This is a genomic window from Streptomyces sp. NPDC051243, from assembly GCF_044455405.1.
Classification (GTDB): domain Bacteria; phylum Actinomycetota; class Actinomycetes; order Streptomycetales; family Streptomycetaceae; genus Streptomyces.
The window spans coordinates 229,951-256,750 of record NZ_JBITES010000002.1 but is presented as its reverse complement, the minus strand read 5'-3'; the positions used below and the strand labels follow the sequence as shown (position 1 = coordinate 256,750).

The window sequence follows — 26,800 nt, the reverse complement described above, 5'->3', positions numbered from 1 at the left end:
TACCGTCGAATGCATGACGCATACCGACGCGGGCGCCGGACTGGACACCCCTGTGCACTCCGCCCGCGCCCCGGTGGCGACGGGCGGGCTCACCGCCGCCGAGGTGGCCGAGCGGGTCGCGCGGGGTGAGGTCAACGACGTACCGGTGCGCAGCAGCCGGTCGATGACCGACATCGTCCGCGCCAACGTGTTCACCCGGTTCAACGCGATCATCGGTGTGCTCTGGCTGATCATGCTGTTCGTCGCGCCCATCCAGGACAGCCTGTTCGGCTTCGTGATCCTCGCCAACACCGGCATCGGGATCATCCAGGAGTGGCGGGCGAAGAAGACCCTCGACTCGCTCGCCGTGATCGGCGAGGCGCGGCCCACGGTACGGCGGGACGGGGTCGCCGCCGAGGTCAGTACGTCCGAGATCGTGCTGGACGACCTGATAGAGATCGGGCCGGGCGACAAGGCCGTGGTGGACGGGGTGTGCGTCGAGGCCGACGGGCTGGAGATCGACGAGTCGCTGCTCACCGGGGAGGCCGACCCGGTCGTCAAACGGCCGGGCGACCAGGTGCTCTCCGGCAGCTTCGTCGTCGCGGGCGGCGGCGCCTTCCAGGCCACCAAGGTCGGCCGCGAGGCCTACGCCGCCCAGCTCGCCGAGGAGGCGTCCCGGTTCACCCTCGTCCACTCCGAGCTGCGCTCCGGCATCTCCACCATCCTCAAGTACGTGACGTGGATGATGATCCCGGCCGCGATCGGCCTGATCATCACCCAGCTGTTCATCAAGCAGAACGAGCTCGACGACTCCATCGCCCGGACCGTCGGCGGCATCGTGCCCATGGTCCCGGAAGGGCTGGTGCTCCTCACCTCCGTCGCCTTCGCGATCGGCGTGATCCGCCTCGGCCGCCAGCAGTGCCTGGTGCAGGAGCTGCCTGCCATCGAGGGCCTCGCCCGCGTGGACACGGTCTGCCTCGACAAGACCGGCACCCTCACCGAGGGCGGCATGGACGTCACCGAACTCCGCCCCCTGGGCGGCAGCGACGAGGACTACATACGGCAGGTGCTGGGCGCCCTCGGCGAGTCCGACCCCCGCCCGAACGCCTCCCTCCAGGCCATCATCGAGGCCTACCCCGACGCCGAGGACTGGCGCTGCACCGAGTCCCTGCCCTTTTCCTCCGCCCGCAAGTACAGCGGCGCCACGTTCAGCGAGGGCAACGGCGAGGCCAGCACCTGGCTGCTGGGCGCACCGGACGTACTCCTGCCCGCCGACGATCCCGCCCTGGCCGAAACCGATCGGTTGAACGAACAGGGCCTACGGGTCCTGCTGCTCGCCCGCGCCGGCCGCGACCTCGACGATCCCGACATCGCGGAGGGCGCCAAGCCCGCCGCCCTCGTCGTACTGGAACAACGACTGCGCCCCGACGCCGCCGACACCCTGCGCTACTTCGCCGAGCAGAACGTCCGGGCCAAGGTGATCTCCGGGGACAACGCCGTGTCCGTGGGCGCGGTGGCGACCAAGCTGGGCCTGACCGGCACGACGGTCGACGCCCGCACGCTCCCCCGCGACACGGACGGGATGGCGACGGCCCTCGACGAGGCCACCGTGTTCGGGCGGGTCACCCCGCAGCAGAAGCGGGACATGGTGGGCGCGCTCCAGTCCCACGGGCACAACGTGGCGATGACCGGCGACGGCGTGAACGACGTCCTGGCGCTGAAGGACGCCGACATCGGCGTGGCGATGGGCTCCGGCTCGGAGGCCACACGGGCGGTCGCGCAGATCGTGCTGCTGAACAACAGCTTCGCCACGCTGCCGTCGGTGGTGGCGGAGGGCCGGAGGGTCATCGGCAACATCACGCGCGTCGCGACGCTGTTCCTCGTCAAGACGGTCTACTCGGTGCTGCTGGCGCTGATGGTGGTGTTCTGGCAGGTGGAGTACCCGTTCCTGCCCCGCCACCTGACCCTCCTCTCCACCCTGACCATCGGCGTCCCGGCCTTCTTCCTGGCCCTCGCGCCCAACAAGGAACGCGCGAAACCCCATTTCGTACGGCGGGTCATGCGGTACGCGATCCCGGGCGGGGTGGTGGCCGCGGTGGCGACCTTCGCGACGTATCTGATCGCCCGTAGCCACTACTCGGGCGAGGGCGCGCTGGACGCGGAGACGAGCGTCGCCACGCTGACGCTCTTCCTGATCTCCATGTGGGTGCTGGCGATCATCGCCCGGCCCTACACGTGGTGGCGTCTAGGGCTGGTCGCGGCGATGGGCTTCGGATTCCTGCTGGTGCTGGTGGTGCCGTGGCTGCAGGAGTTCTTCGCGCTGCGGCTGGTCGGGATGACGATGCCGTGGATCGCGGTGGGGATCTCGGCGGGGGCGGCGGTCGCCCTGGAGTTCATGTGGAGGTGGGTCGACCGCCGCTTTCCCGCGTAGCCGGAGTGATTACTGCACGTCGACGAAGTCGCCCGTGGCGGTGGCCGCCGGGGTCGTCGTCGTGCCCGCGAAGACGTAGCGGAAGTAGCCGTCCTGGGTGGCCTTCACGGTCGTCTTGAGATCGCCCGTCGCGTTCGTCTTGATGGTCTTCACCGTGGTGTAGGTGTCGCTGTTCTTCTTGCGGAACTGCAGGTTCACGGGCTGGCTGACGTAACCGTGGTACTTGTTGTCCTCCCAGTTGGCGCGGGAGAGCTTGCCGGTGATGGTGATGGTCTTGTTCTTCTTCACCGGCTCGGGGGAGGCGTCGACCGTCAGCTTGGAGTGGCGCTGCACGAGGGTGGTGCCGAGGCCGCCCTGGCCCTTGTAGCCGACCTTGCTGTCGTCGTAGTTCTCACCCGCCGGGTCCTGGCCGTTGAAGGCGGTGGCCTCAGCCGCGGCATGCCAGGTACCGGCATTCGAGTTGATGAGCTCGTGGGCGGCGCCGCCCGGGTAAACGTCGATGGTGCCCTTGCAGTTGGCGGTGGTCGCCGAGGTCACGGTGCACTTGGCCGGCTTGTTGCCGAAGAGCCTGGCCTCCGGCGAGGTGTGGGAGCCCCGGTAGATGATGGGGTCGGTGATGAAGTCGGCGGCGGTGACGTCGATGTCCGCGCCATGGGTCAACGTGTACGTCACCGTCGTCGAGACGTGGTTGGTCGGGCCGACCTTGATCGCCTTGGCGATCTTGAAGTTGGAGAAGGTGACGTCCATGTCGTACCGGGCGCCTGCCCTGTCACCACCGGACGCGGCCTGCGCGGCCTGGCGGATCTTCGCGACGGCGGCGCGGTAGGAGTCGACGGAGGTGTCGGCCTGGGCGGCCGGCGCGGCGAAGGCGGAGAGGGCCAGGGCGCCGGAGAGAGCGGAGACGGCGGCCACGGTGGCTCTGATGCGCATGCGTTCCCCTGGTACGGAAAGGGGCCCCGCTGGTCGTCGTTCCCTGCACTGCGGGTCACGTCGGGGCCCGGGTGATCGAGGGGCCTGTTGGCCCATGTGATCAGATAGTCGGCGGGGGTTCCCGGTTGTCTCGCCAGCAGGGAAACTTCGTGACCTTCGTCACGAACTCCCCGCGCAGGGCGAGAAGTTCGCGGCGAATGGTCCTGCTGGCGGCTACTGCACGTCGACGAAGTCACCCGTGGCGTTGACCGCCGGAGTGGTCGAGGTGCCCGCGAAGGAGTAGCGGAAGTAGCCGTCCGTGGACGCGGTGACCGTCGTCTTCAGGTCACCGTACGAGTTCGTCGTGATGGTCTTCAGCGTGGTGTACGTGCTGGTGCCCTTCTTGCGGAACTGCAGCTTCACCGACTGGTTGGCGTAGCCCGCGTACTTGAGGGTGTCCCAGTTGGCGCGGGTCAGCTTGCCGGTGACCGTGATGGTCCTGCCCTTCTTCACGGGCTCCGGGGAGGCGTTGACCGTCAGCTTGGAGAAGCGCTGGAGCTTGGTGGTGGCCAGGAAGTCCTGCTCGGCGTAACCGACCTTGCTCCAGTCGATGTCGTCGGCGAGCGGGTCCTGGTCGTTGAAGTCATACGCGTAGCCGACGGCCTTCCACGTGGTGGCATCGACGTTCCCCAGCTCTATGTCCGGGTAGACGTCGATGGTGCCCTTGCAGTTGGCCGTGGTGGACGAGGTCGCCGTGCAGACCGGCCAGTCGTCGCCCCAGAGCAGGTTCTCCCGGTCGTTGTAGGAGGTGCCGCGGTAGATCTCCACGTCCAGATAGACGTCGGGGGCGTTGAGGTCGATGTCCGCGGAGTGCGTGACCGTGTACGTCACCGGGACGGTCACCTGGTTGGCGATGCCCGCGACGATCGGCTTGCCGTTGTTGACCTTGACGCTGGAGAAGGTCAGGTCCAGGGGGTACGGCGTGCCCGTGTCCTCGGCGGTGTAGGTGCTGCGAGCGGACGCCTGAGGCGCCGCCTGCACGGCCTTGCGGATGTCCCCCTTGCCGTACGAGGGACCGTCGGCGGCCTGCACGGCCGGCACGGCAAGGGAGGAGAGGGCCAGGGCGCCGGAGACGGCGGCCACGGTGGCTCGGATGCGCATGCGCTCCCCTAAGGAGGAGAAAGTGATCTTTGAGCCTGTTGACTCATGCGAGTAGATCACCAGCGCATGAGAAGGGTTGTACGAGACGTGAAGAATTTGTGCGCACGTGAGGGTCGACCCCGGACGTCGGGGCCGACCCGCGCACCGCCGAGGGCCTACACCTTCGGCCACATGCTCTTGCCGGCCGCCAACGCCCCCTTGCCATCACCCGCGAACCAGCGCAGTTCGCCGGTGTTCGTCAGAGCGGCGAGGTCGGCCTTGCCGTCTCCGTCGAAGTCGCCGCCGACCACCGCCTTCATGCTGCCCCACGTCTTGTCGGGCCACATCGAACGGGCCTTGTCGAAGGTGCCGTCCGCCTTGCCCGGATAGAGCTGGAGCGCTCCGTCGGCGGCGACGGCGGCGATGTCGTCCCGGCCGTCACCGGTGAAGTCGCCGGTGGCGATGTGCTTCTTCTTCCAGGTCTTGTCCGGCCACATGGACTTCTTCTGGTTGACCAGCTTGCCGTTCGCGTCCCGCTTGTACGTGTAGAGCGAGCCGTCGGGCCACTGGAACAGCAGCGTGTCGCGTCCTGCGGTACCGGTGCGGAGGGCGGCGACGGGCAGGCCGTCCTTCCACGTGGCGTCGGTCCACAGCCCGTCGTGATCCCAGCGCGATATCGGCAACCCGAACGGGACGCGCTGCTTCGCCAGAGAAAGGTTCCCGTCCTCGTCCACGGTGACGGCCTCGACACCCGGCGAGTCGGCCAGGAAATCACCCGCGACGAGATCCTTGTGCTGCGAGCGAGTGAGCACGCCCAGTTGCTTGCCAAACTCGAGCGTGCCGTCCGGACGGCTGAGGAAGGCATGGGTGGAACCGGTGACTACCTGTGCCGCGATGTCCGTACGTCCGTCACGGTCGAAGTCGGCTGCCGTCAGGGCGCCGGTGAGGTGCTTCTGGCGCACCGTCAGCCGGACCTGCTGCACCCAGCCGGTGATGTCGTCGACCCGGGTGGCCACGGCCCCGGTGCGGGTCTCGGCGGAGTTGAGGCAGCCGCCGTCCCAGGACGCGCTGACCACGGCGACGACCCTGCCGTTGGGGTCCAGCACCGGACCGCCCGCGTCTCCCTTGCACAGGGCACCGCCGTTCGCGGCGGGAGAGATCGCGAGGGTCGTGGGGTTGACGAGGTCCACGCCGTAGGAGCCGATGTGGGCTCGCTCGGGGGTCCACTCCAACTTCGTACGGCCGTATCCGAGCGCCTTGAGCTGATCGCCCCGGGTCGGCGCGGCTCCGCTGACGTCGGCGGAGCCGATCTCGAACGGACCGTCCAGCGGGTTACCGGCGGTGGTCACGTCGTCAAGACGCGCCATGACCAGATCACGGCCCGGATAGGGCACGATCTCCCGGACTCCCTGCTTCAGCTCGGACACGCCCGGCACGGGCTTGTTGCCGTCGGCGGTGACCACAGCGGGCAGGGGCGGCTTGCCCCGGGTGAGCGACGTCGCCTGCTGCGGGTCGGCGGCGAAGCAACTGGCGGCGGTGAGGACCCATTGAGTGTCGACCAGGGTGCCGGAGCAGGCGCGTTCGTTGTCGGTGCCGCCGGCGACGTGGACCTTCACCACGTACTGGTGGGTTCCGTCCGCGGCCTGGTCACCGCCGACGGACTGGGCCGGGGCCGCGGCCAGCAGACCGGTCGTCAGGCCGGTGGCCGCGAGTCCGGTGGCCCACACCATGCGCGTCCTGCGTGGACGGGCGTCTTTCACGTATGCCTCGAATCAGAGTCTGTCTCGGCGGAGCACACAGGCCCCGCGAAGAGGTCGGAGAAGGACGGATCCCACCGTCGGCGTTGCGCTGCACTGGCCGGAGCCGGCCGGTGGATCAGGGCGGATCAACCGGTCACGCGGAGTTCGACGAGCACCGACCGGGCACCGCCGACGGTCCCCTCGCCCACGGAAACCCATCCGTCCTTCTCGACGACGACCGATGTGGTCTCGCCATTGGCCGTCAGGTCGGCGCGGATCGGATGGTCCGCGGCCTCCACAAGGAAGACCCTGGGGACCTCCAGTGTGAGCTGGCCGGTCTTGCCGAGGGCCTTGAAGCAGTAGGTGTCTTTACGGCCGACGGAGGGATCCCCGACGGTCTGCACACGGATCTGCTTGGCGGCCTGATCGCAGTCGGCCAGCAGAATGCGCCCGTCACCCTTCTTCAGCTTGATTCCTTGTTCAGTCAGGATTCGGTCGGCTCCGGGATAACCGTAGTCCTCCACCGCGGCAGGCGGATTATCGCCTGTCGGTGATTGAGGCGGATCGTCGGCAGATGCAACAGAAATGCCAGCCATCGTGGCGCACGCGACCACGATTCCGGAAACAATTAGATTTCGGGCACGGAAAGGCACCGAAGAGTCCCTTCCGGCGCGGCTTCTCGCATAGCGAGTCACCCCGCCAGGATGCTGTCCAAAAGTACGCGTGAACGGGCAGCGACGGTCGCAGTCGCCAGAAATGCCCTGATCAGCCGGTTGCGCGCACGCGCGACCGGGCCCCCTCAACCCCCTGAAGCTCTAAGGCTCGGATGCGGCCTCGGCTGGTCAGGCCGGGCACAACCCAAGCAAAGTCAAGGCATAGCGTAAGCACAGTTCCGGTCAACGTCAACACACATTTTCCACACACCGAATCGAGCATCAGAGAAAGCCCTGAAGATCCCGCATTGCCCGTTATGTGCATACCTGAATACGGGTCATACAGAAGCGGAAAACGAGGGATATGCTGCCCGTCGACCATTCGGCGACTCGCTTTTCGGGGGTCGTCGCCGATTACCGAGACAGGTACCCAGTGAATCGAAGAACTGACCAGCTCGATACCGCCGGGAAAACAAGACGCTTCATACGCAGAACAGCGCTGAGTCTGCTGCCGCTGACCCTCGCCGTCGGCCTGCTGGGCACACCGCCCGCCACGGCAGCCGAGGGCGCGCGGGCAGGCGTCCGGGCCGCAACCCAGTCAGCGGTCACCGCCGCCGACCGCGGCCTGGTCGTCGACTACTGGAAGGGGGGAGGTCCCGAGGTCAAGGCCGCCGCCGAGGCGGCACTGACCGGCAGCGACGCCGATGTACAGAAGTTCCTCGCCGCGGCGGAAGACCTGTCCTTCCAGGACGATCGGGTGACCGCAGCCCAACTCGCCTCCATCGGCGGCCCTGAGTTGTTGACCGCGGCGCGCGCGGCTCTGGCCGGAGGCCGTGAGTCACTGCGCGACTTCCTGGACGACGGCTGGGAAGCCCCGATGAAGCAGGACAACCGGATCCGGGTCGCCCAGATCATCGACACCAGCGGTCCCAACGTCCAGGACGCCGGACGAGCCGCTCTCAAGGGCACCGCGGACGACGTCAGGAAGTTCCTCACCGAAGGCCAGCACGCCCAGCGCGAGCAGGACGAACGAGTACAGCTCGTCCAGATCGTCAGCGTGGGCGGCACCAACGTGCGGGCGGCCGGGCGCATCGCGCTGAACGGCACCGCCGCCGACATCCGGGAGTTCCTGGAGGTCGGCCAGTTCGTCGCCCGTGCCAAGGACCAGGAGCACGCGACCGTCGCCGAACTCGCCGAGCAGGCGAGGGAGGCGGGACGGCAGGCAGCCAAGCAGACCGCGGCCGCAAAGACCGAGTCCGCGAAGGCGGTCAAGGCCTCGGAGCTCGCCAAGCAGGCGGCGCTGGAGGCCGAGGCGGAGGCCAAGGCCGCCAAGGAGGACACCGACAAGGCCGCCCGGGCCGCCAAGCGGGCCGCGACCGCGGCGTCTCAGGCCGCCGCCTCGGCTCAGCGGGCCATCGACGCGGCCAGCGCCGCGAACAACTCGGCTCGAGTGGCCGCCAACGCGGCCGCACAGGCGGCCGCCGCAGCCGCAGGCGCCTCCCAGGCCGCCTCCCGCGCCCGAAACGCCGCAGCCGACGCGGCGGTCGACGCCAAGAACGCGGAAGCCGCGAAAATCGCGGCCCAGGACGCCGAGAAGGCAGCCGACGGCGCCACCCGGGCCGCCGACGCCGCCGACCAGGCGGCCACGGCGGCCGACGCGGCAGGCGACGCCGCCAGGTCGGCGGCAAGCGCGACCAGCAACGCCAACGCCGCCGCGGACGCAGCGATCCAGGCCGGCAACTACGCGGGCCAGTCGAGCTCCGCGGCCGCCGAGGCACGCGCCGCAGCAGCCGCCGCCAAGCGTCATGCGGCCGAGGCCAACCGGGCCGCGGCCGCGGCCGAGAGCCTGGCCCGCAAGGCGGCCTCTGCGGCCCGCGAAGCCCGGGACGCCGCGAGGTCGGCGGCCAAGCATGCGAAGAACGCGAGCACGGCCGCCAAGGACGCCGCCACACACGCCGGCCAGGCGGCACACGCCGCCACCAGGTCCACCGAGCACGCGAACGCCGCCACCGAGGCCGCGAACGCGGCCTCCAGCGCCGTGGACAAGGCCCAGCGGATCTTCACCCTCGCCCGCGAAGTCGAGGCCGAGGAACTGCTGGTCCGCACCAACGAGGGCATCGAACGGGCCAGGGACGACAAGGCCGAGGCCGACACCCGCACCGCGGCGCAGACCGCGCGTGTGAAAGCGGCCAAGGACCGGGACGCCGAACGGGACCGGCTGGTGGCCGAGGCCGCCAAGCCCGGCGCCGACCTCGCGGCCGTCGCCGACCAGGGCCGCGACCTGGCAGTCCAGGCGATGAAGAACGGCACGGCATGGGGCCGTGCCGCCGCCGAGGCCGCTCTGGGCGGCCCCGACGATGTCGTCCTCGACTATCTGCGCAACGGCTGGGAGACCGCCCAGCAGCAGGACGACCGCTCGTACGTCGAGCGCCTCGCCGAGGAAAGCCCGGACAAGGCCGTGCGCGACGCGGCCGAGGGCGCCCTCGACGGCGACGCCGCCGCCGTCACCGAGTTCATCGACAACGGGCAGTACCAGGCCGGTGCCGAAGGCATGCGCGTCGCCATCGCGCAGGTCATCTCCGATGCCGGTCCCGTGCTCGGCGAGACCGGCCGCAAGGCTCTCGCCACCGGCGACCCGAAGAAGTACAGCGAGTTCCTGGCGAGGGCACAGCACAACGCACGCACCCAGGACGAGCGGGTCAAGGCCGCGCAGCTGATCGACAGCGGTGGCCCCGAGGTGAAGGCGGCGGCCCGGATCGCGCTGGAGGGCTCACCCCAGGCGCTGCACGCGTTCGTCGTCGCCGGCCAGTACAAGGCACAGCGCAAGGACTACCTGGCCGCCACCCATGTGGCCCAGGTCCGCAAGCTGATCTCGGACGCGTCGAAGGTCGCGGCCACGGCCCAGCAGAACGCCGCGACCGCCCAGCAGGTCGCCGCCACCGCACGCAAGGCGGCCGAAAAGGCCAAGGAGTGGGCCAAGCAGGCCAACGACTCCAAGCTCAAGGCCGAGAACCACGCCAAGCAGGCCGACCAGTACGCCAAGGACGCCGAGAAGTCCGCGGCCCAGGCGGCCGCATCGGCCAAGACTGCTCGTAATGCCGCGAACAGCGCGGACGCCGCCGCCGCCAGGGCGGCTCGGTCCGCGGCCGACGCCACGCTCTCCTCGGAAGCGGCCCAGGCCTCCGCGTCCACCGCGGCGTACTACGCCGAGGAAGCCCGCAAATCGGAGCTCGCCGCGGGCAAGGATGCCGCCGCCGCGCTGAAGGCTGCCACCAATGCCTTCGTCATCTCGGTCAAGAAGTACCGCGAGGAGGAAGAGGCACGGCGCAAGGCCGCTGTCGCGGCCAAGGAGAAGGCCGAGAACGGGCCGACCGCCGCCGAGCTGTACCGCTGCCAGCAGGCGCTCGTCCCGTGCGAGCGGCAGGAGTTCATCCGCTGGTGCCAGCACAAGGAGGCCTACTGCGACGTCTTGTCCATGGGTGACGAGTTCGGCGACGCCATGGAGGACCTCTGGAACGCCGAGAAGGAGTTCCTGGGCATCAGCTCCTTCGAGAAGTGCCTGCAGAACAAGACCTTCGACAACTGCAGGGACGCGGCCGCGGACGTCCTGCTCAGCGGCAAGCTGAAGGCTTTGGACCGGGTCTACGACGAGCTGAAGTTGCTCCAGCGCGGCTGCAAGGTGGTCAAGAAGAAGACCTTGGCGTCATCCGCCACGCTCACAGCGTCAGTGCGGGCTGCGGGCAGTGGCGTCCCCGGCTGTCTGGAAGGCACCAGGGACCACAAGGTCCGCGACCCTCAGACGGGGGACATCATCACCGACATCGACCTCTTCGAGAACGGTGTGATGGTGGAGTTGAAGTCGGCCATCTACGCTGACGCCGACTGGCTGGACAAGCACATCAACAAGAAGCTGGCCAACTACCTGAAGTGCCGTGAGCTGCTTCCCGGGTACGAGAATGCACCGATCAGCTTCCGGTTCACGACGCCAGGGATGGACGCGCGCTTCCGAGCAGCGCTGGAAGATCGGTTCAAGCAGCTCAGGCAGGCTCACCCGAACCTTGACCTCAGACTGGAGATCGCAGATTGAGCTACCCCTTCGAACACGACGACGAGACGCTCTGGGACGCGGGCTACCACAGCGGACAGCTGTACGCGTCCCTCGCGCAGGGAGCGGCGGGGTTCCTCGACGTGCCGTCCGGGCTGACGCCCACGCCCCAGGGTGGCTGTGACGTGGATGGCGAGATGTTCCAGGCCTTCGTCGAGCGGCTGTACGGCCTCTACGCGTCCACCACGAACGAGGTCCTGCGGGGCCTGGCGCAGGGCCTGCTCGTCACGTCGCTCGTACTGCTGGACCGGGCGGGCGGCACGATCACGCTGCGGCCCGAGGATGTGGCAGTTCTGGATGGGGTGAAGTCGACCCTGGCCAGGTCCATGGCGGTGTAGGAAGCGAAGTTGGCCGGGGGCCGCCCACAAGGCCGGCCCCCGGCCTACTGTGCAGGGCGGGACGCTGCCGCCTGCATCAGTCGAACCACCGATCCCGCGCCAGCTCCCCCGTCCGCGAAGGATCCTCCAGCAACGCCGCCACCTCGAACCGCCGCGGCCACTGCCCCGCCGCCCACGCCAGCCCGGCCGCGACACCCTCCAGGGTCGCCGCATGCAGCACCCCGTCATCGGTGAGCCGCCAGTCGATTTCGACGCCGTCCACGACGAGCTCCTCGTGTTCGACGTACGACTCCGGCGTCCGCGCCCCCAGCAGCACCCGCACCGACTCCGGTACGTCGTGCTCGGTGCCCTCGGAGTCCACCGACCCCGTCACGGACTCGCTCAGCCGCCGCACCTGGAACAGCTCGGCCAGCTCGGCGGCGCGGGACGGGCGGACCGGCAGCAACGGCACCCCGCTCGTGAACGGCAGCAGATCCGGCGAGTCCACGACGACCGCGTCCGCCGCGTCCACCACCTCGACCCGCCCGTCGACCACGGCCCGCAGCTCGTCCGGCAGGGTCACCTGCTCGGGGTCCAGCTCGGCCAACGCGCCGTACAGGGCGTGCAGTTGAGCGGAGCCGACCTCCCGCTCGGGGTCGGCCAGGCGGTCCAGCAACTCCGCCGCGCCGCCCGGCTCGTCGAGCAGCGCGACGACGGACGTCCGCACGCCCAGCGCCCGCAGCACCTGCTCGTCGTCGAAGCCGGTCGCGTCGGCCTCGTCGTACAGACCACGCAGCAGCGGGTCACCGCCCGACGCCAGCAGACCGGCGGGGCGGCGGCCGTCCAGCACCGGATGACCACGCAGCCACCACGCCGTGTACGGCCGTACGACTTCATGCGTGCCGTCCGGCAGCAGGATCCGCACCTGCTGAGTGAGCGCGTCCCGCAGGGGCGGCTGGGCGAGCAGGGCGAGGGCCTGGGGCCACTTGTCCTCGTCCACCAGGTCCAGATCGCGTACGGCGATCAGCTCGGTGGCGACCGGCGGTACGGGAGTGTCCGGGAAGCGGTCGAGGATGTCCTCGCTCCAGACGTCGACGGCGTCCAGCAGGCCCGCGTCGTCGGGCTCGGCGAAGTCGCCCTCGCGGGGCTCCAGTTCGTCCGGGTCGAGGACCACGTCCGTGGCGCGGACGAGGGCGAAGTTCGCCAGGACACCACAGGCTGCAAGCGGCTGCTCGCCCCACTTCTCCGCCAACTCGGCGTCCACGGTGGCGAGTTCGTCTTCCCGCATGACCTGGTGGAAGGGGCTGCCCGGGAAGACCAGCTCCCCGGCGGGGGCGAGCTCCCCCTCCTCGTCCGGCAGCGCGAGCGCGCCCAGCCACGGCTCGTCGCCCGGCTCCAGGCCCGCGTCCCGCACCAGCGCGAGCACGGTGTCGGCCAGCTCCTCGGCGTCGGGAGTGTCCTCCTCCCAGCTCACGCCGCCGTCCTCGTCGAGGGACGCGGCGACGGCGGCCCGCACCTGCGGCGTGGTGAGGACGGCCCGGGGGGTCGCCGGCAGAGCGCCCAGCTTCTCCAGCAACGGGTGCGCGGCGTCCGGGTGGGCGACCTTGAGGCCGAGGCGGGCCAGGATCTCCGCGTCGATGGGGGCGCCGTCGGAGGCGGGGAGCAGGACCTGACGAGGGCCGATGGTGGTGCGGCCGTCGGCCAGCGGTACGGGCAACCCGGACAGCCGGTCCGGGTCGACCCCGGCGAGGCTGTCGTAGAGCCGCCGCCACCAGCCGGGCTCCTTCTCCAGTCCGGCGAGGCGGTCGATCGCGTCGGTGAGCGGGACCCGGGCGACCCCCAGCGTCCGCAGTTCCACGCGCCGTTCGAGCCCGGCGGGCAGCAGGGTGGGCAGCACCTCGGCCAGCACCCGTACGGTGTCGGCGCCCGCGCCCTCCACCACCTCGGCGTCACGCGGCCGCAGCGACTCGGGCAGCTCGGAGTCGTGCTCGCGCGGCTCGACGGCGGGCGGCAGGAAGGAGGTACGGGGCAGTCGGTCGAGGATCGCCTGGCGCAGGGCGCCGTCCAGTTCGCCCTTGCCGAGCGGGCCGGGCACGAGCCCGATGATGCCGTCGCTCACCGGCCGCCAGTCGGCGAGCAGCTCGGCGTACGCGTCCGCCGCCCGCTGGACGAGGAAGTCGGTCAGCGGGCCGGGGGCGGCGTGGCGGCGGGTGGTGTCGAGGGGGAAGGACGCGATGAGCAGGGCGGGGACGCCGAGGGCTTCGTCGCTGGGCGTCGGCGCGTGCAGGACGGGTGCCGTGCGGGGGTGGGCGGGGGTGCTGTCGGCGGCGTTGACGGGGACGGCCCAGGTGAGCGACCAGTGCGGGCGCAGCCGCTCCTCGACCGGGCGGTCGGCGAGGAGGTCGGGCGTGAGCGGGCCATGGGCCGCGGACGTACGCCAATGGGTGACACCGTCGCGCGAGTCCTCTACGACGGTGAAGGGCCCGTCGACCCGGCGGCGCAGCGTGCGCGGCTCGCCGTCACCGACCTCGACCACGACCTCCTCCAGGCCCGGCAGGGCGAGGAGCAGTGCGTCGTCGACGGCGTGCAGCAGCCGCTCGGCCAGGTCGGCGGCGGCGGTGTCGCGCAGGGGGAGGATGACGGCGGTGTCGTACGGATCCGGGGCGGTGCCCTCGGCGGCGAACGGCAGCCGCAGAAGCGGTACGTGTCCGTCGCGGCGCCGGATCTCGTCGCCCAGCCCCGGGCTGTGCCGGGCGATGTCGGCCGCCAGCTCCCGGGCCTCGGCGAGGGACCACCGCACACCGCCGTGCCGCCCGACGACGGCGGGCTCGTCGGTGACGGCGAGGACGGCGGCGAACCCGACGCCGAAGCGGCCGACGGAGGCCGTGTCCCGTTTCGCGGAGGCCCGCAGGGTGGACAGCGACTCGACTCCGGCGGCGTCCAGCGGGGCGCCGGTGTTGGCGGCGACGAGCACCCCGTCGCGCAGGGTGAGCCGCAGCTTGCCGGTCACCCCGGCCCTCGCCGCGGCATCGGCGGCGTTCTGAGCGAGCTCGACGACGAGCCGGTCCCGGTAGCCCCCGAGGACGAGGTCCTCCTCGGCGTTGGCGTCCTCCCGGAAACGGGCGGGGCTGGTGGCCCAGGCATCCAGCACTCCGCGACGCAGACGGGCCGTACCGAACGGGTCGGCGCCCTCGGCCGCGGGCCGCACGAACTTGCTCACGTTGACTCTCCTCATCGGCGTGATGATGAAGGTACCGCCGATGGGACGTGGGTGTGCCGCCCGCCCGTCGCGCTCCGGACGCTCGTTCTATGGACCCACCCCGTTGGGCACTGCTCTCATGGGCTGCATGCGGACATGGGGGACCCGCCGGGGCGGGTGGTGGCTGCTCGTCGCTGTTGCCGTCGGAGTGTCGTCGGTCTCCTGGCTTTCCCACCTGCTGCCGGGCGTGGTGGGCGGAGCTCTGGTCGCCGTGGCCGCGACGGTTGGTGCGGCTCTGTCGCAGCGCGGACAGCAGCTCATCGACCAGGACGCGTCGCGCACCGCGTCGTCCGGGGACGCGCTGTTGCGTGACCGGGGCGGCCGCATCCCGAAGGTCCGGGACATCGAGGATCTGATCGAGATCGGGGTCCATCCCACGGCGCCGGAGCGCGACCGCGACTCGCCGACGGTCGGCGCACGGGCCCCTGCCTTCGTACGCCGGGCCCGCAGCCCCGAGATCGAGGCAGCCTTGCGGACGCACAGCTTCGTGCTCCTGGTCGGCGAGTCGACGGCGGGCAAGTCGCGGGCGGCGTTCGAAGCGGTGCGTGCGGTGCTCCCGGAGGCGGCCTTCATCGCACCCGACCCCGCCCACCCGTCGGCGCTGCAAGCGGCGACGACCGCGGTCCAGAGCGAGCGCCGTTCCGTCGTCTGGCTGGACGACGTCGAGCGGTATCTCGGAGCGGGCGGGCTGACGCCGTACCTGCTGCGCAGGCTGACCCATCCGGGAGGCAGCCGCACGACCGTGGTCGTCGCCACGATCAGGGCACAGGAGCGAGCCCGCCACCTGGACGTACAGCAAGCGGGCGACGGCCCCGGCAGAAGGACGGTGCGAGATGTTCTGCTGTCGGCCCACGAGATCCGGCTCGACCGACGCTGGCACGAGGACGAAGTGGCACGGGCGCGGGAACAAGGTCACCAGGACAGCCGCCTGGCCAGGGCCGTCGAAAGCGCCGGACGCTACGGCATCGCCGAGTTCCTGGCCGCCGGCCCGCAACTGCTGGCGGCGTGGCAGGACGCTTGGGCGCCCGAGGGAGGACACACCCGGGGGGCGGCTCTCGTCAGCGCGGCCGTGGAAGCCCGGCGGGCGGGATGGAGCCGCCCCCTGCCGGGCGCCCTCCTGCGGGATCTCCACGAGCAGCACCTCACCGCGCGCGGTGGCCCGTCCCTGCGGCCCGAGAGCTGGGACGAGGCGCTGTCCTGGGCGACCACCCCGCTCTACGCCACGAGCAGCATGCTCCTCCCCCATGACTCACCGGACAGCTATTACGTGTTCGACTACCTGTCCGACTCCGTGGACGCCGGCTTGGGGGACTCGCCCATCCCGGACGGCACCTGGACCCGGCTGATCGCCGCGGCCGAGCCGGATGTGTGCGAGGACATCGGATGGACGGCCGTGGCGCACACGAAGCGGGCGGTCGCCCGGGATGCCTTCCAGCGCGCGCTGGGCGACGGCGTCCTCACCGCTGCCGTGGGGCTGGCGCTGCTCATGGGGGACGAGTGGCATCTGGAGGAGGCCTGCCAGGTGCTGCGCACCACGCTCGCCTCGGCGCCGGCGGACACCGCTGCCGAGGTGCGATTCGCCCTGCGCTCGTCCCTGGCCTGGTGGACGGGCGGGGCGGGCAACACCGAGGAAGCCCTCGCCCTGGTCACCGCGCAGTACGAGGAACGTCGAGACAGGTACGGAGAAGATCAGGCGGAGACCCTGGACCGGGCACTGAGCGTCGCCCGCTGGACCGGCAACTCCGGCCGGACAACCGACGCACTGGACCTGGCCCTCGCAACACGGGAGCGCGCGCTGGCCGCCCTCGGCCCCGACCACCCCATGACGATCCACGCCGGCTTCGAGGTTGCGGTCTGGACCGGGGCGAACGGCCGGACAACCGAAGCCGTCAGCCTGTGGCGCGCACTCGCGGCCGACGCGCGCCGGGTCCTGGGCACCCACGACAGGACCACGAACTTCGTGGACTGGAACCTGGCCGGAACGGTGACCGAATCGGGCGACACATCACAGGGGCTGAACCTTCTGGCGAACGTCGTCCGCGATCGATCCGTCATTTTCGGCGGCGATCACCCATGGACGTTCGCAGGTCGTCTGCAATTCGCAGGGCTCACGGGCGAGACCGGGCAGCTGGAAGAGGCGCGAACTCTTCTGAACGCCGTGGTCGAGGACGCTGAACGCGCGCTGGGGCATGACCACGAGTTGACACTCGCGGGCCGTCACCAGCACGCCCTGTGGACCGCGCGCTCAGGCCAACCGGGCGAAGCAGCCGATCAATTCAGGATTCTGCTCGCCGACTGCGAGCACAACCTCGGACCGGATCACCCACTGACCCAGGACTGCCGCGCCCGAGTCGCCGACCCCAGCCGGCCGCCCTGGTACTACGAACCTCCGTCCTGGTGAGACACCACGGAGGCGACCCGGCCGCCTCACGACTCCCCCAAACTCCCTTGCCGCCCTGCCAGTTGGCTGCATAGCATCGCGTTCACCATCGCGAATCGATTGTTGTTCCGGCGCATCGGGGGGCCTGGCGTGACGTTGGCGATGGCGGTGGCGGCCGTCTGGGGTGTGCTGCAACTGTTCGCGATGTCCTGGCCGACGCGTTCGGTGCGCCTGTCGACCGTGCTGCTGGCACTCGCGGTGGGGGTGTACGGGTGCGGTGTGGCAACGGCATTGGTCCAGCTCGCCTACACCCGCGTCTACGCGGAGCAGTCCGGCCAGTCGCTGGTGACGGTCGTGAACACCACCAGCTACACGGTGGCTCCCTGGCTGGAGGAACTGTTCAAGATCTCCCCGCTGCTGCTGGCGGGGTTGAGCCTGAAGGTCCGCCGGCAGTGGGGGCTGACCGACTTCGTGGTGGTGGGCGCTGCGCTGGGGGCCGGGTTCGGACTGCTGGAGGCCGTCCTCCGGTTCGGCCTGGACGCGGACCGGGCGATCGTCCGCGGCGAGGGCTGGATCATCCCCGACAGCCTGTCCCCACCGTATGTACCCGGCCTGGGGCAGGCGTTGACGTCCTGGCTTCCGGCGCCGTTCAGCCAACTGGCCATGGCCGGACCTCCCGTCACGGAAACGTTCACGCACCTGGTGTGGACGGCCACGGCCGGCTTCGGGGTCGGGCTGCTGTGGCGCGCACACGGCTGGGTACGCCTGTTGTCGGTGCCCCCGGTCCTGGCTGCCGCCGTCCACCACACGGTCAACAACTACGCGGTACAGGAACACGCCGACGGGCCCACGCGGTGGCTGGAGCGGCTGGACGGGACGGCGTGGGCGGCGCCGCTGGTCTGCCTGGCCATCGCCATGGCCGTCGACCTGCGCCGGCTCCACGGTGCCAAGCGCGCCATGGCCGACGTACTACTCGCGTCCGAGCGCGCCGACGGCGACAGCCTGGGAGCCCTGCTGCGCTACGCGGCCTGGCGTCTGCCCTGGAGCCTGTTGATCGCACTGCGCTACGTCAGGCTGCGGCGCTCCTTGCTGTACGCCGCCGCGTCGGCGCCGCCCGACGACATCGGGGACCTGCGTCGAGTGGTCGCCGGAATCACCGCTCACATGGACGCGACCGACAACCAGCACGCCTGGCGGGCGCTGAACATCCGCGCCTGGCTGAAGACATGGCGAGCGACCCGCCGCTCTCGCGAGCGGTGGCTCCTGCTGATCCCGTGCGTGCTCATGCTCCCCGCGCTGCTGTTCCTGGGCGTCGGCTCGTTCACCTCCACCGCCGGCCTCCAGGAGTTCTTCAGCACCGGTTCGGGGCCGAAGATCCTCATGGGCTTCGGCATAGCCGCCCTGGCCTGGATCGCCTACCAGCTCACGGTCCTGCTGCGCGGCTGGCGGCAGGTCTCGGCACAGCCGATGGGCGAACTGCTGGCGGCCCACCGCTTCCGCCTCGGAACCGCGCTGGGGTCGGCGACCACCGGCGTACTGCTTCTGTGGCGCGGGCTCGGGGACGCGGGCCCCGACGGCAGGGCCATCCGCACACTCCATCTCCTCGACGCCCTGAACACCTTCCTGGTCTACCTCGGCTTCGCCCTCATCCTGCTCTCCCTCCTCGCCCTGTTCCCACCCGGAGGGCTGGCACTGGCCGGAGGCGGAGCGGTCGGAGCGCTCACCGCCGAGGCCGTGCTCAACGCCGGCCTCCTCGGCACGGCCGGGCTTGTCCTCATGGGGCTGGGCACCTCGAACGGCTCCGGCGGGGACTACAACGCGTGGCCGCGGAACAAACGCAAGGGGCGCACAAAGCCGGAGCATCGGGCGGATGTTCGCGGGGATGAGGGCAAGAACCTGGGAGACAAGAGCAAGGCTCATACCATCGACAGGCACGTCGACAAGACCATTGACGGCATGCGCAGGCGTCTACGTAAGAACCCCAGGCTTGAAGCCGACTCACGCTACGTCGACGTCGATGCCGCACAACGCTTCACGGACAAGACTCTCACCACCAGCCAGAACCAACGGAAGATATCCTCCTGGCTGGCCGGAGGCGGGAAAGGAACATTGCGACTGGAAGCAGAGTTCACCGAAAACACAGGACTCCACCTCACTCGCTACGACTTCACCCATGGGCAACCCACCCAATGGGTGCGAGGAGTTCGCGTCATTCTCAAGGCTGACCCGACGGCACCGTCTGGATACCGCGTTCTCACCTCCTTTCCTCAGCCCTGACACGCTCACTTGGAGCAACTGATGAGTCTGCCACTCCAGCCAGAGCCACGGTTCTACGAGCTCAGCGACCTGCTGACGGCGTATGCGTACACCGGCTTCACATTCACTGACACCACGGAAACCCCGGGCCCCGGCCTGTCCTCATATCTCAGAATTGCAGCCCGCGACCCCGCACGCGCCGAAACGGCCGTCCAGCAGATTGACGAGCTGCTCTCCGTCGGCCTCTTCTCCGAAGAGATCGCAGACGACGTGGAGGACCTGCCACACATCCGTCCTCCGATGGGCACGAACGTGGAAGACTGCCTGCGCATCGCCAGGGACCACCTCAACCGGTTCCTGGAAGACCCGTCACGGGTTCCCCAGATGAACCCGCAGAACGCGTGGGAATGGAACGAGCGATTCCCCCAGCTGAGCCAGTTCCTCGGCGGCTACTTGCACCGGAATTACTCAGAGTTCCATGCCTCTCCCGAGGATGCCATCGATGACTACGTCAGCGAAGTCGACCTGGAAGACCGAACGCAGGCAGCACAGGAGATCACGGAGCTTCTGACGATGGTGTCCTCCGATGAGGAACTCCACACCGGCACCACGGAGTTGGGGCTCGACCTTCTGCCACCGCAGGGCATGACGCTCCGACAGTGGCTGGAGCTGATCCGCCAAAGGATCGCCGGGGCGTAAACGTGGCGGAGCCCGGGAGTCGTATCCAGCTCCCGGGCCCCTGGGGATGCCACCCAATTGCGCACGCCGGCGGCGTTTAAGAGGACGGATCAGTCATCATGCCGTCGTGTTCTTCCTTTGAACTACCGCAGCACGAGAGAGCTGCAGGCGAGAGTCGAACTCGCATCCGACGGCGTTCGTCCGGCCTCGGTCGATCCGGCGATCGGCGGCGATGCTGAGACTGGAGCGAGAGTCTGAGATTGATCGCGGCTGTCTCTGCCCCGTTGGGCAGTCGCCGCTTCTTCAGGCTGAACTTCAGTGTCAGCTTGCGCTCATCGCGCGAACCGGTCCTCAATCCCGGCCCGCGCCTGTTGCGCACCCCCGCGCTCGCACGCGGGGGCGATCATGGATCGCTACCCGTGGCCGGCGTCAGCCGAACAGGTAGCCGAACACCGCGTCGCCGACCCGCTGGTCGGTGACCTCCGCGCCGTTGGCCTCCTCGCGGGCGAACTTCACGGCCTGCTGGAGCTTCTCGACCCGCTCCACCAGTTCGTTGACCCGCCGCGCCGGAAGGGCGCCGGAGAACTTCACGGTCGTCCAGTACCCGATGGGCACGTCCTCGTAGTACACCTCGACCTGCGCCGGGTGCTTGTCGGTCGCCTCCGCCTTGACGTGGTTGCGCGGGACCTTCTTCGTACGGATCGTGCGGACCGGGTCCGTCTTCCACCAGTCCGTCGACGGGTCGTGGGACCAGGACTCGGCGGCATCGAGCGTGGGAAGCTTCTTGACGAAGGTGTGCAGGTCGGTGAGCTGCTTCTCCAGGAAGAGGAGGTAGCTGACCGGTACGTCGGCGACGACCGTCCGCCCGTCGACCGTGACGTCGGCGCGCGCCGTGCAGTTGGCCCAGTCCTTCGTGGCGGTCACGTCGAACAGCCGGGTCAGCGACGCGGACATCTCCCGCAGCACGTCCTCCGCCTGCACCTGCACCCGCGTGGACTCCGGCGGCAGCTGCTCGCCCTCCTCGTCCTTCGGCTGGTACGTACGCGAGATACCGGCCAGCAGCGCGGGCTTCTGCACCTTGTGGTGCGCCGCGGTGATGTCCTGGAGCGACTTGCTCTTGACGCCCTTTTCGACAGCGATGATCTGGTTCAGCTTCGCCACTTGGTCCCCCTTCGAACAGGCAGGAACGTACCTCACCTGGTCGAACGCCTGCACTTCCTTTTCAGGGGGTCAGCCCGTGCAATTCATTTGGCAAATGACCGCCAAAGCCTTCCTTTGAAAGGTCAAGGTTCCTCATTTCTTCCTCAACACCATTGAGACGGCCGCGCACAGCCTCACAGGATCGTCGTACCGCGGACGCCGCTCCCGACCCGTCTGACCAGCGGTTTACCGATCGGGACGCCTGCCGCGCAGGGAACCGCGCGGAGCGCTGGAACGCGGCACACCCCGGCGAGACCCGGTTCGTCTCCGACCCGTCCAAGGGCGGCGGGACGACCGACCACGCCTGACCTCTACCTCCAATTGGAGGACTCCATGAGTACCAACCGTGACGTCGACCACGCCCTCGCCTACCCCGAGCCGCCGGCTCCCCGCTCTGGCACCGCCACGGCGCGAAGGTCCGCCCGTTCCCCTCGCCCCACCGAGACCCTGGCAGAGGCCTCCCAATGATGTTTTCAAGCGGTGCTGTTTCAGCGCTGGATGGCGACGACCATCTGCGGCAGCACTCTGCCGGCGATGGAGCCCGAGGGGACGGTTCCTATGCGGACTGCGCCCATCGCGCGGTAGAAAGGCTCGGCATTCGGGTCCGCGTCGATCGTGAGCTGGGTGAACCCCAGGTCCCGTCCTGCGGCGATGGTGTGTTCAAACAGCAGGCGGCCGATCCCCTGGCCGATGGCCTGCGGATCGACGAACATCATGCCCAGGACGCCTGTAGGCGGCTCCCCTTGAAGAGTTGTGAAGCCCACGATGTGACCGTCCCGGTCAGCCACCAGGGCTCGTCGGCGTGTGACCTCGTTCGCGGCAACGGTGAGCTCGTCGCGACACGCTTCCAGGAACTGGGCGCCATAGCCCCAGTGCGCCTTGGACCGCAGCGCCAATTCGGTGAGTATCCCGGCTTCCGTCGCCCGTGCAGGCCTGATCAGCACGTCCATCTACATCCCCCGTCAGGTGTGGGCCGTTCGATCTTCGCACCCTGCGGTCGTGCGGGAGAAGTATGCGACCTCGGCTCTCTTGCGGTCGTAGAACCACTTGGAGCTGGGATCGCTAGCGCTGTGGGCGGCGCAGATTGCCGATTTTCCTCCCGGAGTCGTGCGGGGCGGGAGCGACACCTCCGAAGGCCGGCGCCTGCCTGCGCGCCCCCACATGCGCGTGGGCACGACGTACACATTGTTGAGGGCACTGTTGTCCAGGGGGGGTGCACACCCGGACGAACCTGCCCGCCGCGACCAGACCCCGGTCGCACACCCGAGCGAAGACCTGTCAGGTGTACGACCAGGGAACGCACCGGCTCCTACCACCAACTGGTCTTGGTGGCGGCCGCGGTCCTGCGGCTCAAAGTTCTGCCGGTCATGTTCGTTCCCCTCCTGAGGCCAATGGCCTTGTGCGTTACAGCAGTCAGCTTCAGGGGGAGTCGCGGGTACCGGTACCTACACGGTTTCAGGGTGCGGCCGGGCAGGAGACCGGCAGGCCCCCGCCCGGCGCCGCGCGGCCGCCGCCGCCGGGGAAGCGGCCTTCCTCCAGCGCGCCCGGCACGTCCGCAGCTTGGGTTACCGGATCACCGTGGCGACCACGACGCTGGCGCAGTTGCATGGCGAGTCCGGCCCGGCCTGGATGAACGGAGGCAAGGGCCGTGCCCGCCGCCGCGCGGGGTGCGGTCGGTGGCGGCTGCGAGGCTGGCCATACCGACCACAGCGCCGACCACAGCGCCGACCACGCTACCGCCAACCCCGACCACGGCAGGTCAGCGTGCTGGTATACCGCGCCGCTGTCCGTCTCTGCTCAGACGCGGGGCCCCTGGGACGCGTACGGCAGGAAGTCGGCCCAGGCCCGGGGAGTGAGGGCGAGGCGGGGGCTGGTGTCGCGGTACTTGGAGTCGCGGACGTGGATCGTGCGGGGCGCTACCGCGATCTCGACGCAGGACTCGCCGTTGGTACCGCTGCTGTAGCTGCTCTTGAACCACGTGAGTTCGGAGGCGTCCCCGGCGGGGGCCTTGCGGATCATGTCTCTCCCAGCAGTTGCTTGATGAAGGCCAGCGACTCCCGCGGTGGGAGAGCCTGCGCCCGGAGCGTGCCATATTGCAGCTCCAGGATGCGGAGCTGCCTAGGATCGGCGACGGGCCGACCGTTGAACAGGCCGTCGGCACGCCCCACCGCTGTACCGTCCGGAAACTTCAGCAACTCGATCCTGCCATCCAGCCCTGGATGGGCCTCGGTGTTTGTCGGCATGACCTGAAGTGTCACGTTGTTCAAGCGCCCTACCACCAACAGGCGTTCGAGCTGCTGTCGCCACACCATTGTGCCCCCAACCTGTCGGCGCAGCGGTGCCTCTTCCAGGACGAAATGGACCGACGGTGCAGGATCCCGTTCGAAGACCGATTGCCGAGCCAAACGAGCGGCCACCATACGTTCTACGTCGTCAGGCGAGTACGGCGGCTGCCACGCCTCGAACAAGGCCCGCGCATGCTCCGGCGTCTGCAACAGCCCGTGGATGCTGTTGCACTCGTACACACCGATCTCGACCGCCTTGCCCTCCAGCTTCCCCAGCTCCCGCACCTTCTTCGGATACCGGACCTTCTTCACGTCCTCCCACGTCGCCGAGATGAGCCCACCGGCCCCCAACACCTCGCCGGCCTTGTCCAGGTACTCCTGCCGAGGAATCCGCTTCCCGCCCTCGATCTTGTAGACCAGGTCCTCCCCGTAGCCGACGGCCTTCCCGAACTCGCCGGCCCGCATCCCGACCGCCTCCCGCCGCAGCTTCAGTTGCCGTCCGACGGTCGCGATGACGGCGACGCCCCACTCGTCGTCCGGATCCACCTCCCAACCCGGCTCGTCCGCCTCCGTCTTGAGCCGTCCCGCGTCCGCCTCGACCGACATCCCGTACCCCTCCGTAGTACCGCCGTGGTGCAGCAGCGCCCTACCCGCAGGCCCGTCCCGACAGCCTGGACACGACCCGACAATCACCGGACAGTCACCTGACGCACCCGCTGAGTCACTGTTCACAGTAAGCACGCCCGGCCACGCTGAGTGATGTGAATCAAGAAACCGCCGCCCCCACCGCCCAACTCGACAACCCGATCCGCAACTTCAGCGTGCAACTGTCCCCCACCCCTCGCGCCGCCCGCCTCGCCCGCCTGCTCACCACCGAACAACTGCGCAGCTGGGGCCTGCCGTTGGAACCGGCGGCGCACATCGTGGCCGAGTTGGCGGCCAACGCGGTCACGCACGGCCGGGTCCCCGGGCGGGACTTCCTGCTCCTGGTCCACGTCGTCGGCACGACCGTCCGTATCGAGGTCACGGACACCCGAGCCGACCGTCTACCGCACACCGCCGAACCGCCCGCCCCCGACGCGGAGTCAGGCCGGGGCCTCACCATCGTCGATGCCCTGGCCAACCGCTGGGGCGTCGCGCCGGGACTGCCGCCGCGCAAGACGGTGTGGGCCGAAGTGGACCTCTGACCGGGACCCGGGAACCCGTGCTCCGGTGGCGCGGGCGGTCAACCGAAAAGGAACCGAGGGCGAAAGAACCCCCACCGAACCCCACCCCTCCCTCCCACCGCGCACGGTCACCCGCGTGGGTGAATATCGCCAACTCGGTTGGATTTCGGGCGGGTTGTCTGCCTTACGCTCAGCGCAACACAACCGCAGACATGCAACGGCCCTCGCAGGGACGGCAATCCCAGTGCGAGGGCCTGACCACCCAGGAAGCTAGGACCTTCCCGATGGATACCCAAAAACCCTAGCGCGCCCCCGCGCGCCCAGTCCCGTACCGCGGGCAAAAACCACCCCCACGCGGGCGGCGGTCTCATCCACGACAACACCCGCCACACCACCCGCTTCACGGTGATCGGCAACCATCTCGCCCAGCACCAGGAGCTGTCCCTCCTCGCGATCGGCCTGGCCGTCCACATCCAGTCGCTGCCCAAGGGCGCCCGGGTCTGCATCAAGACCCTCGCCGCCCGCTTCCCGGAGGGCACGACCCGTATCGCCGCCGCGTTGCGCGAGCTGGAGACCCACGGCTACCTGCGCCGAGAGCGCGGGCGCGCCCCCAGCGGCCGAATCGTCACCCGCACGATCTCCTGCAACCAGCCCGGCCGCAGCCACGCCCAGGACCACCCGGCCCCTCCCCCGGCCCCGGCCCGGAAGAAGCGACCCCCGGCAGCAGCCCGCAAGCCCCTCCCCGCCGTACCGCGACCCGCCTACCCGGCCCCCACCCTCCTCCAGGCGGCCACCGACCTCCTCGCCGGCCTCCGCCACCACGACCCCCGCCTACTGCTCAGCGAGCGCGACACGGCCCGCCTGGCCCCCGGCGTCGCCGCCTGGCTGGAACGGGACGTCACCCCCACCGCCGTACGCCACGCCCTGACCACCGACCTCCCACCCGAACCCCTATGCCGTCCGGCAGCCCTCCTGGCGCACCGCCTCACCACCCAGCTGCCGCTCCCGCCGCCGTTCTGCGCCCCGGCACCACCGCCGACCGTCCACCACCCCTTCCAGACCTGTGACGGCTGCGACCGAGCCTTCCGCGCAGCCGGACCCGGCCGCGACTGCCGAACCAACCTCCTGGAGGCCGCCTAGCATGAAAGCGACGATCCTTGCCCCTGGGCACAGACCACGAGGAGCGAGCGCCATGACCATCGCCCCGGACAACGCGCGACAGGGCGCCTCCCACCGGTATCGGGCCATGCGGGACTTCGTTCAGTCCATGGACGACACCCTGCCCGGCAAATTCGAAGTCACCAAAGAAGGAATCGTCCACGACATGATGGCGCCCGTCGGTCCGCACGAGCTGACCACCCTGCACCTTCGGAAGCGCCTCGAAAAGGTGATGCCGGACGAGAACGTGGCCCACACGGGCGAACCCGACGTCGAGGACGCGTCCGAAGGCATCATGCGCCGTCCCGACGTGATGGTCATCGCCATGGCAGACATGTACGTCCCAGGGTCCTTCGACCCCCGAACGCTCATCGCCGCGATCGAGGTCGTCTCCCGCTCGAACCCCGACAACGACTGGGTGAGCAAGGTACGCGACTACCCCCTGATCGGCATCCCCGTATACGCCGTCTTCGACCCCCGCACCGGAACCGGCGCCGTCTTCACCGACATCCACTCCACCCCCGCAGGCCTCCGCTACGCGACCCGCAAGGACTTCATCTACGGCGAGGACGTCACCATCGCGGACTGGACGATCTCAACCGACAACCTCCCCCGGTACAAGGCCGAGGACGCGGGCGACACCGGCGGGCAGCCGACGTGCTGAACCCGAGCAAGCCGTGACCACCGCACTTCCCGACTGGATGATCCCGCCCAGGCCCAGCGGCTGGGAAGCGGACGACCTCGTCACCTCCCCCAGGCACCACGGCACACCGAACTCATCGAGGAAGCCCTGATCTTCAGGAATTCGCCGCAGCGGTCCTGGAACTCCCGGCTGGTGGGCAACCTGACCTTCGCGCTTCGGCAATCGGCCCCCGAGGGATTCGAGACCGAGCGCGAGATGACCGTCCGGCGAGGAGTCGGCGGACCGCGACCGGTCCCTGAAGCCCTTCAAGTACGCACAGGCCAGGATCCCTCATTTCTGGCGCATCGAGGACGAGGTCGGCGTCCCCACCGTCCACACCTACGAACTCGACACCATGACCGGCATGTACGTGGCTACCGGAATTCACCGTGACCGTCTGAAGGTCGTCGTCCCCTTCTCGATCGACATCGACCTCAAGAGCCTCGTGCCCTGACCCGGGCCG

The 26,800-nt window shown here is 69.4% G+C and carries 18 protein-coding genes and 1 pseudogene; 10 read left to right on the top strand and 9 right to left on the bottom strand.

Translation table 11 applies throughout. The annotated features are described in order from the left end of the window. The first annotated feature begins 13 nt into the window (after window positions 1-13). Window positions 14-2,410 (top strand): cation-translocating P-type ATPase, encoded by a 2,397-nt coding sequence (locus tag ACIBAG_RS05030; protein WP_399101072.1) that lies wholly within the window; start codon window positions 14-16, stop codon window positions 2,408-2,410. A 9-nt stretch (window positions 2,411-2,419) separates the two neighbouring features. Here ACIBAG_RS05030 and ACIBAG_RS05025 read toward each other — a convergent pair whose 3' ends face one another. The 4 genes from ACIBAG_RS05025 to ACIBAG_RS05010 form a co-directional block, all read right to left on the bottom strand. Next, window positions 2,420-3,340, bottom strand: coding sequence for a hypothetical protein (locus ACIBAG_RS05025; protein WP_399101070.1), 921 nt, complete (start codon window positions 3,338-3,340; stop codon window positions 2,420-2,422). Window positions 3,341-3,553: 213 nt separating this feature from the next. Beyond that, window positions 3,554-4,480, bottom strand: a complete 927-nt coding sequence (locus ACIBAG_RS05020) for a hypothetical protein (RefSeq protein ID WP_399101068.1) — start codon at window positions 4,478-4,480, stop codon at window positions 3,554-3,556. A gap of 155 nt (window positions 4,481-4,635) precedes the next feature. Beyond that, window positions 4,636-6,189, bottom strand: a complete 1,554-nt coding sequence (locus tag ACIBAG_RS05015) for an FG-GAP-like repeat-containing protein (protein ID WP_399101066.1) — start codon at window positions 6,187-6,189, stop codon at window positions 4,636-4,638. 155 nt (window positions 6,190-6,344) lie between these two features. Further along, window positions 6,345-6,851, bottom strand: coding sequence for a hypothetical protein (locus tag ACIBAG_RS05010; protein ID WP_399101064.1), 507 nt, complete (start codon window positions 6,849-6,851; stop codon window positions 6,345-6,347). A gap of 433 nt (window positions 6,852-7,284) precedes the next feature. Between ACIBAG_RS05010 and ACIBAG_RS05005 the strand changes: the two genes are divergently transcribed. Further along, window positions 7,285-10,938 (top strand): ALF repeat-containing protein, encoded by a 3,654-nt coding sequence (locus ACIBAG_RS05005; protein WP_399101062.1) that lies wholly within the window; start codon window positions 7,285-7,287, stop codon window positions 10,936-10,938. Continuing rightward, the gene (locus tag ACIBAG_RS05000) at window positions 10,935-11,294 is read left to right on the top strand and encodes a DUF6086 family protein (RefSeq protein WP_399101060.1); all 360 of its coding nucleotides are present in this window, start codon (window positions 10,935-10,937) and stop codon (window positions 11,292-11,294) included. The genes ACIBAG_RS05005 and ACIBAG_RS05000 overlap by 4 nt, the downstream gene beginning before the upstream one ends. 76 nt (window positions 11,295-11,370) lie before the next feature. Here the strand turns inward: ACIBAG_RS05000 and ACIBAG_RS04995 are convergent, their stop codons facing one another. Next, a complete protein-coding gene (locus tag ACIBAG_RS04995; protein ID WP_399101058.1) occupies window positions 11,371-14,493 on the bottom strand; it encodes a sacsin N-terminal ATP-binding-like domain-containing protein in 3,123 nt (1,040 codons plus the stop codon). 127 nt (window positions 14,494-14,620) lie between these two features. On the opposite strand from ACIBAG_RS04995, the gene ACIBAG_RS04990 reads away from it, so the two are divergent. From ACIBAG_RS04990 to ACIBAG_RS04980, 3 genes are all read left to right on the top strand, one after another. After that, entirely contained in the window at window positions 14,621-16,933 is a 2,313-nt protein-coding gene (locus ACIBAG_RS04990) for a tetratricopeptide repeat protein (RefSeq protein ID WP_399101056.1), read from the top strand. 129 nt (window positions 16,934-17,062) lie between these two features. Next, on the top strand, window positions 17,063-19,189 hold the full coding sequence (locus ACIBAG_RS04985) for an RNase A-like domain-containing protein (RefSeq protein WP_399101054.1): 2,127 nt from the start codon (window positions 17,063-17,065) through the stop codon (window positions 19,187-19,189). Between the two features lie 21 nt (window positions 19,190-19,210). Then, the gene (locus ACIBAG_RS04980; protein ID WP_399101052.1) at window positions 19,211-19,867 is read left to right on the top strand and encodes a contact-dependent growth inhibition system immunity protein; all 657 of its coding nucleotides are present in this window, start codon (window positions 19,211-19,213) and stop codon (window positions 19,865-19,867) included. Window positions 19,868-20,275: 408 nt separating this feature from the next. Here the strand turns inward: ACIBAG_RS04980 and ACIBAG_RS04975 are convergent, their stop codons facing one another. The 4 genes from ACIBAG_RS04975 to ACIBAG_RS04960 form a co-directional block, all read right to left on the bottom strand. Continuing rightward, window positions 20,276-21,007, bottom strand: coding sequence for a hypothetical protein (locus ACIBAG_RS04975; RefSeq protein WP_399101050.1), 732 nt, complete (start codon window positions 21,005-21,007; stop codon window positions 20,276-20,278). 527 nt (window positions 21,008-21,534) lie between these two features. Continuing rightward, window positions 21,535-21,996, bottom strand: coding sequence for a GNAT family N-acetyltransferase (locus ACIBAG_RS04970; protein WP_399101046.1), 462 nt, complete (start codon window positions 21,994-21,996; stop codon window positions 21,535-21,537). A gap of 847 nt (window positions 21,997-22,843) precedes the next feature. Continuing rightward, window positions 22,844-23,065, bottom strand: coding sequence for a DUF397 domain-containing protein (locus ACIBAG_RS04965; RefSeq protein WP_399101044.1), 222 nt, complete (start codon window positions 23,063-23,065; stop codon window positions 22,844-22,846). Next, window positions 23,062-23,937 carry a helix-turn-helix domain-containing protein gene (locus tag ACIBAG_RS04960; RefSeq protein WP_399101042.1) on the bottom strand — a complete coding sequence of 292 codons (876 nt, stop codon included), beginning with the start codon at window positions 23,935-23,937 and terminating at the stop codon, window positions 23,062-23,064. The genes ACIBAG_RS04965 and ACIBAG_RS04960 overlap by 4 nt, the downstream gene beginning before the upstream one ends. 155 nt (window positions 23,938-24,092) lie before the next feature. Between ACIBAG_RS04960 and ACIBAG_RS04955 the strand changes: the two genes are divergently transcribed. From ACIBAG_RS04955 to ACIBAG_RS04940, 4 genes and pseudogenes are all read left to right on the top strand, one after another. Next, window positions 24,093-24,518 carry an ATP-binding protein gene (locus tag ACIBAG_RS04955; RefSeq protein ID WP_399101040.1) on the top strand — a complete coding sequence of 142 codons (426 nt, stop codon included), beginning with the start codon at window positions 24,093-24,095 and terminating at the stop codon, window positions 24,516-24,518. Between the two features lie 267 nt (window positions 24,519-24,785). Next, entirely contained in the window at window positions 24,786-25,637 is an 852-nt protein-coding gene (locus tag ACIBAG_RS04950; protein WP_399101940.1) for a helix-turn-helix domain-containing protein, read from the top strand. 52 nt (window positions 25,638-25,689) lie between these two features. Next, the gene (locus ACIBAG_RS04945) at window positions 25,690-26,319 is read left to right on the top strand and encodes a Uma2 family endonuclease (RefSeq protein ID WP_399101038.1); all 630 of its coding nucleotides are present in this window, start codon (window positions 25,690-25,692) and stop codon (window positions 26,317-26,319) included. Between the two features lie 37 nt (window positions 26,320-26,356). Then, window positions 26,357-26,791: pseudogene (locus ACIBAG_RS04940) on the top strand (Uma2 family endonuclease). Window positions 26,792-26,800 lie beyond the last annotated feature (9 nt).

Bases quoted from the DNA above. Each gene is read 5' to 3' on its own strand.
- ACIBAG_RS05030 (WP_399101072.1), top strand. From the start codon at position 14: ATGACGCATACCGACGCGGGCGCCGGACTGGACACCCCTGTGCACTCC.
- ACIBAG_RS04970 (WP_399101046.1), bottom strand. From the start codon at position 21,996: ATGGACGTGCTGATCAGGCCTGCACGGGCGACGGAAGCCGGGATACTC.
- ACIBAG_RS05025 (WP_399101070.1), bottom strand. From the start codon at position 3,340: ATGCGCATCAGAGCCACCGTGGCCGCCGTCTCCGCTCTCTCCGGCGCC.
- ACIBAG_RS04990 (WP_399101056.1), top strand. From the start codon at position 14,621: ATGCGGACATGGGGGACCCGCCGGGGCGGGTGGTGGCTGCTCGTCGCT.
- ACIBAG_RS04980 (WP_399101052.1), top strand. From the start codon at position 19,211: ATGAGTCTGCCACTCCAGCCAGAGCCACGGTTCTACGAGCTCAGCGAC.
- ACIBAG_RS05015 (WP_399101066.1), bottom strand. From the start codon at position 6,189: ATGGTGTGGGCCACCGGACTCGCGGCCACCGGCCTGACGACCGGTCTG.
- ACIBAG_RS05020 (WP_399101068.1), bottom strand. From the start codon at position 4,480: ATGCGCATCCGAGCCACCGTGGCCGCCGTCTCCGGCGCCCTGGCCCTC.
- ACIBAG_RS04960 (WP_399101042.1), bottom strand. From the start codon at position 23,937: ATGTCGGTCGAGGCGGACGCGGGACGGCTCAAGACGGAGGCGGACGAG.
- ACIBAG_RS04965 (WP_399101044.1), bottom strand. From the start codon at position 23,065: ATGATCCGCAAGGCCCCCGCCGGGGACGCCTCCGAACTCACGTGGTTC.
- ACIBAG_RS04945 (WP_399101038.1), top strand. From the start codon at position 25,690: ATGACCATCGCCCCGGACAACGCGCGACAGGGCGCCTCCCACCGGTAT.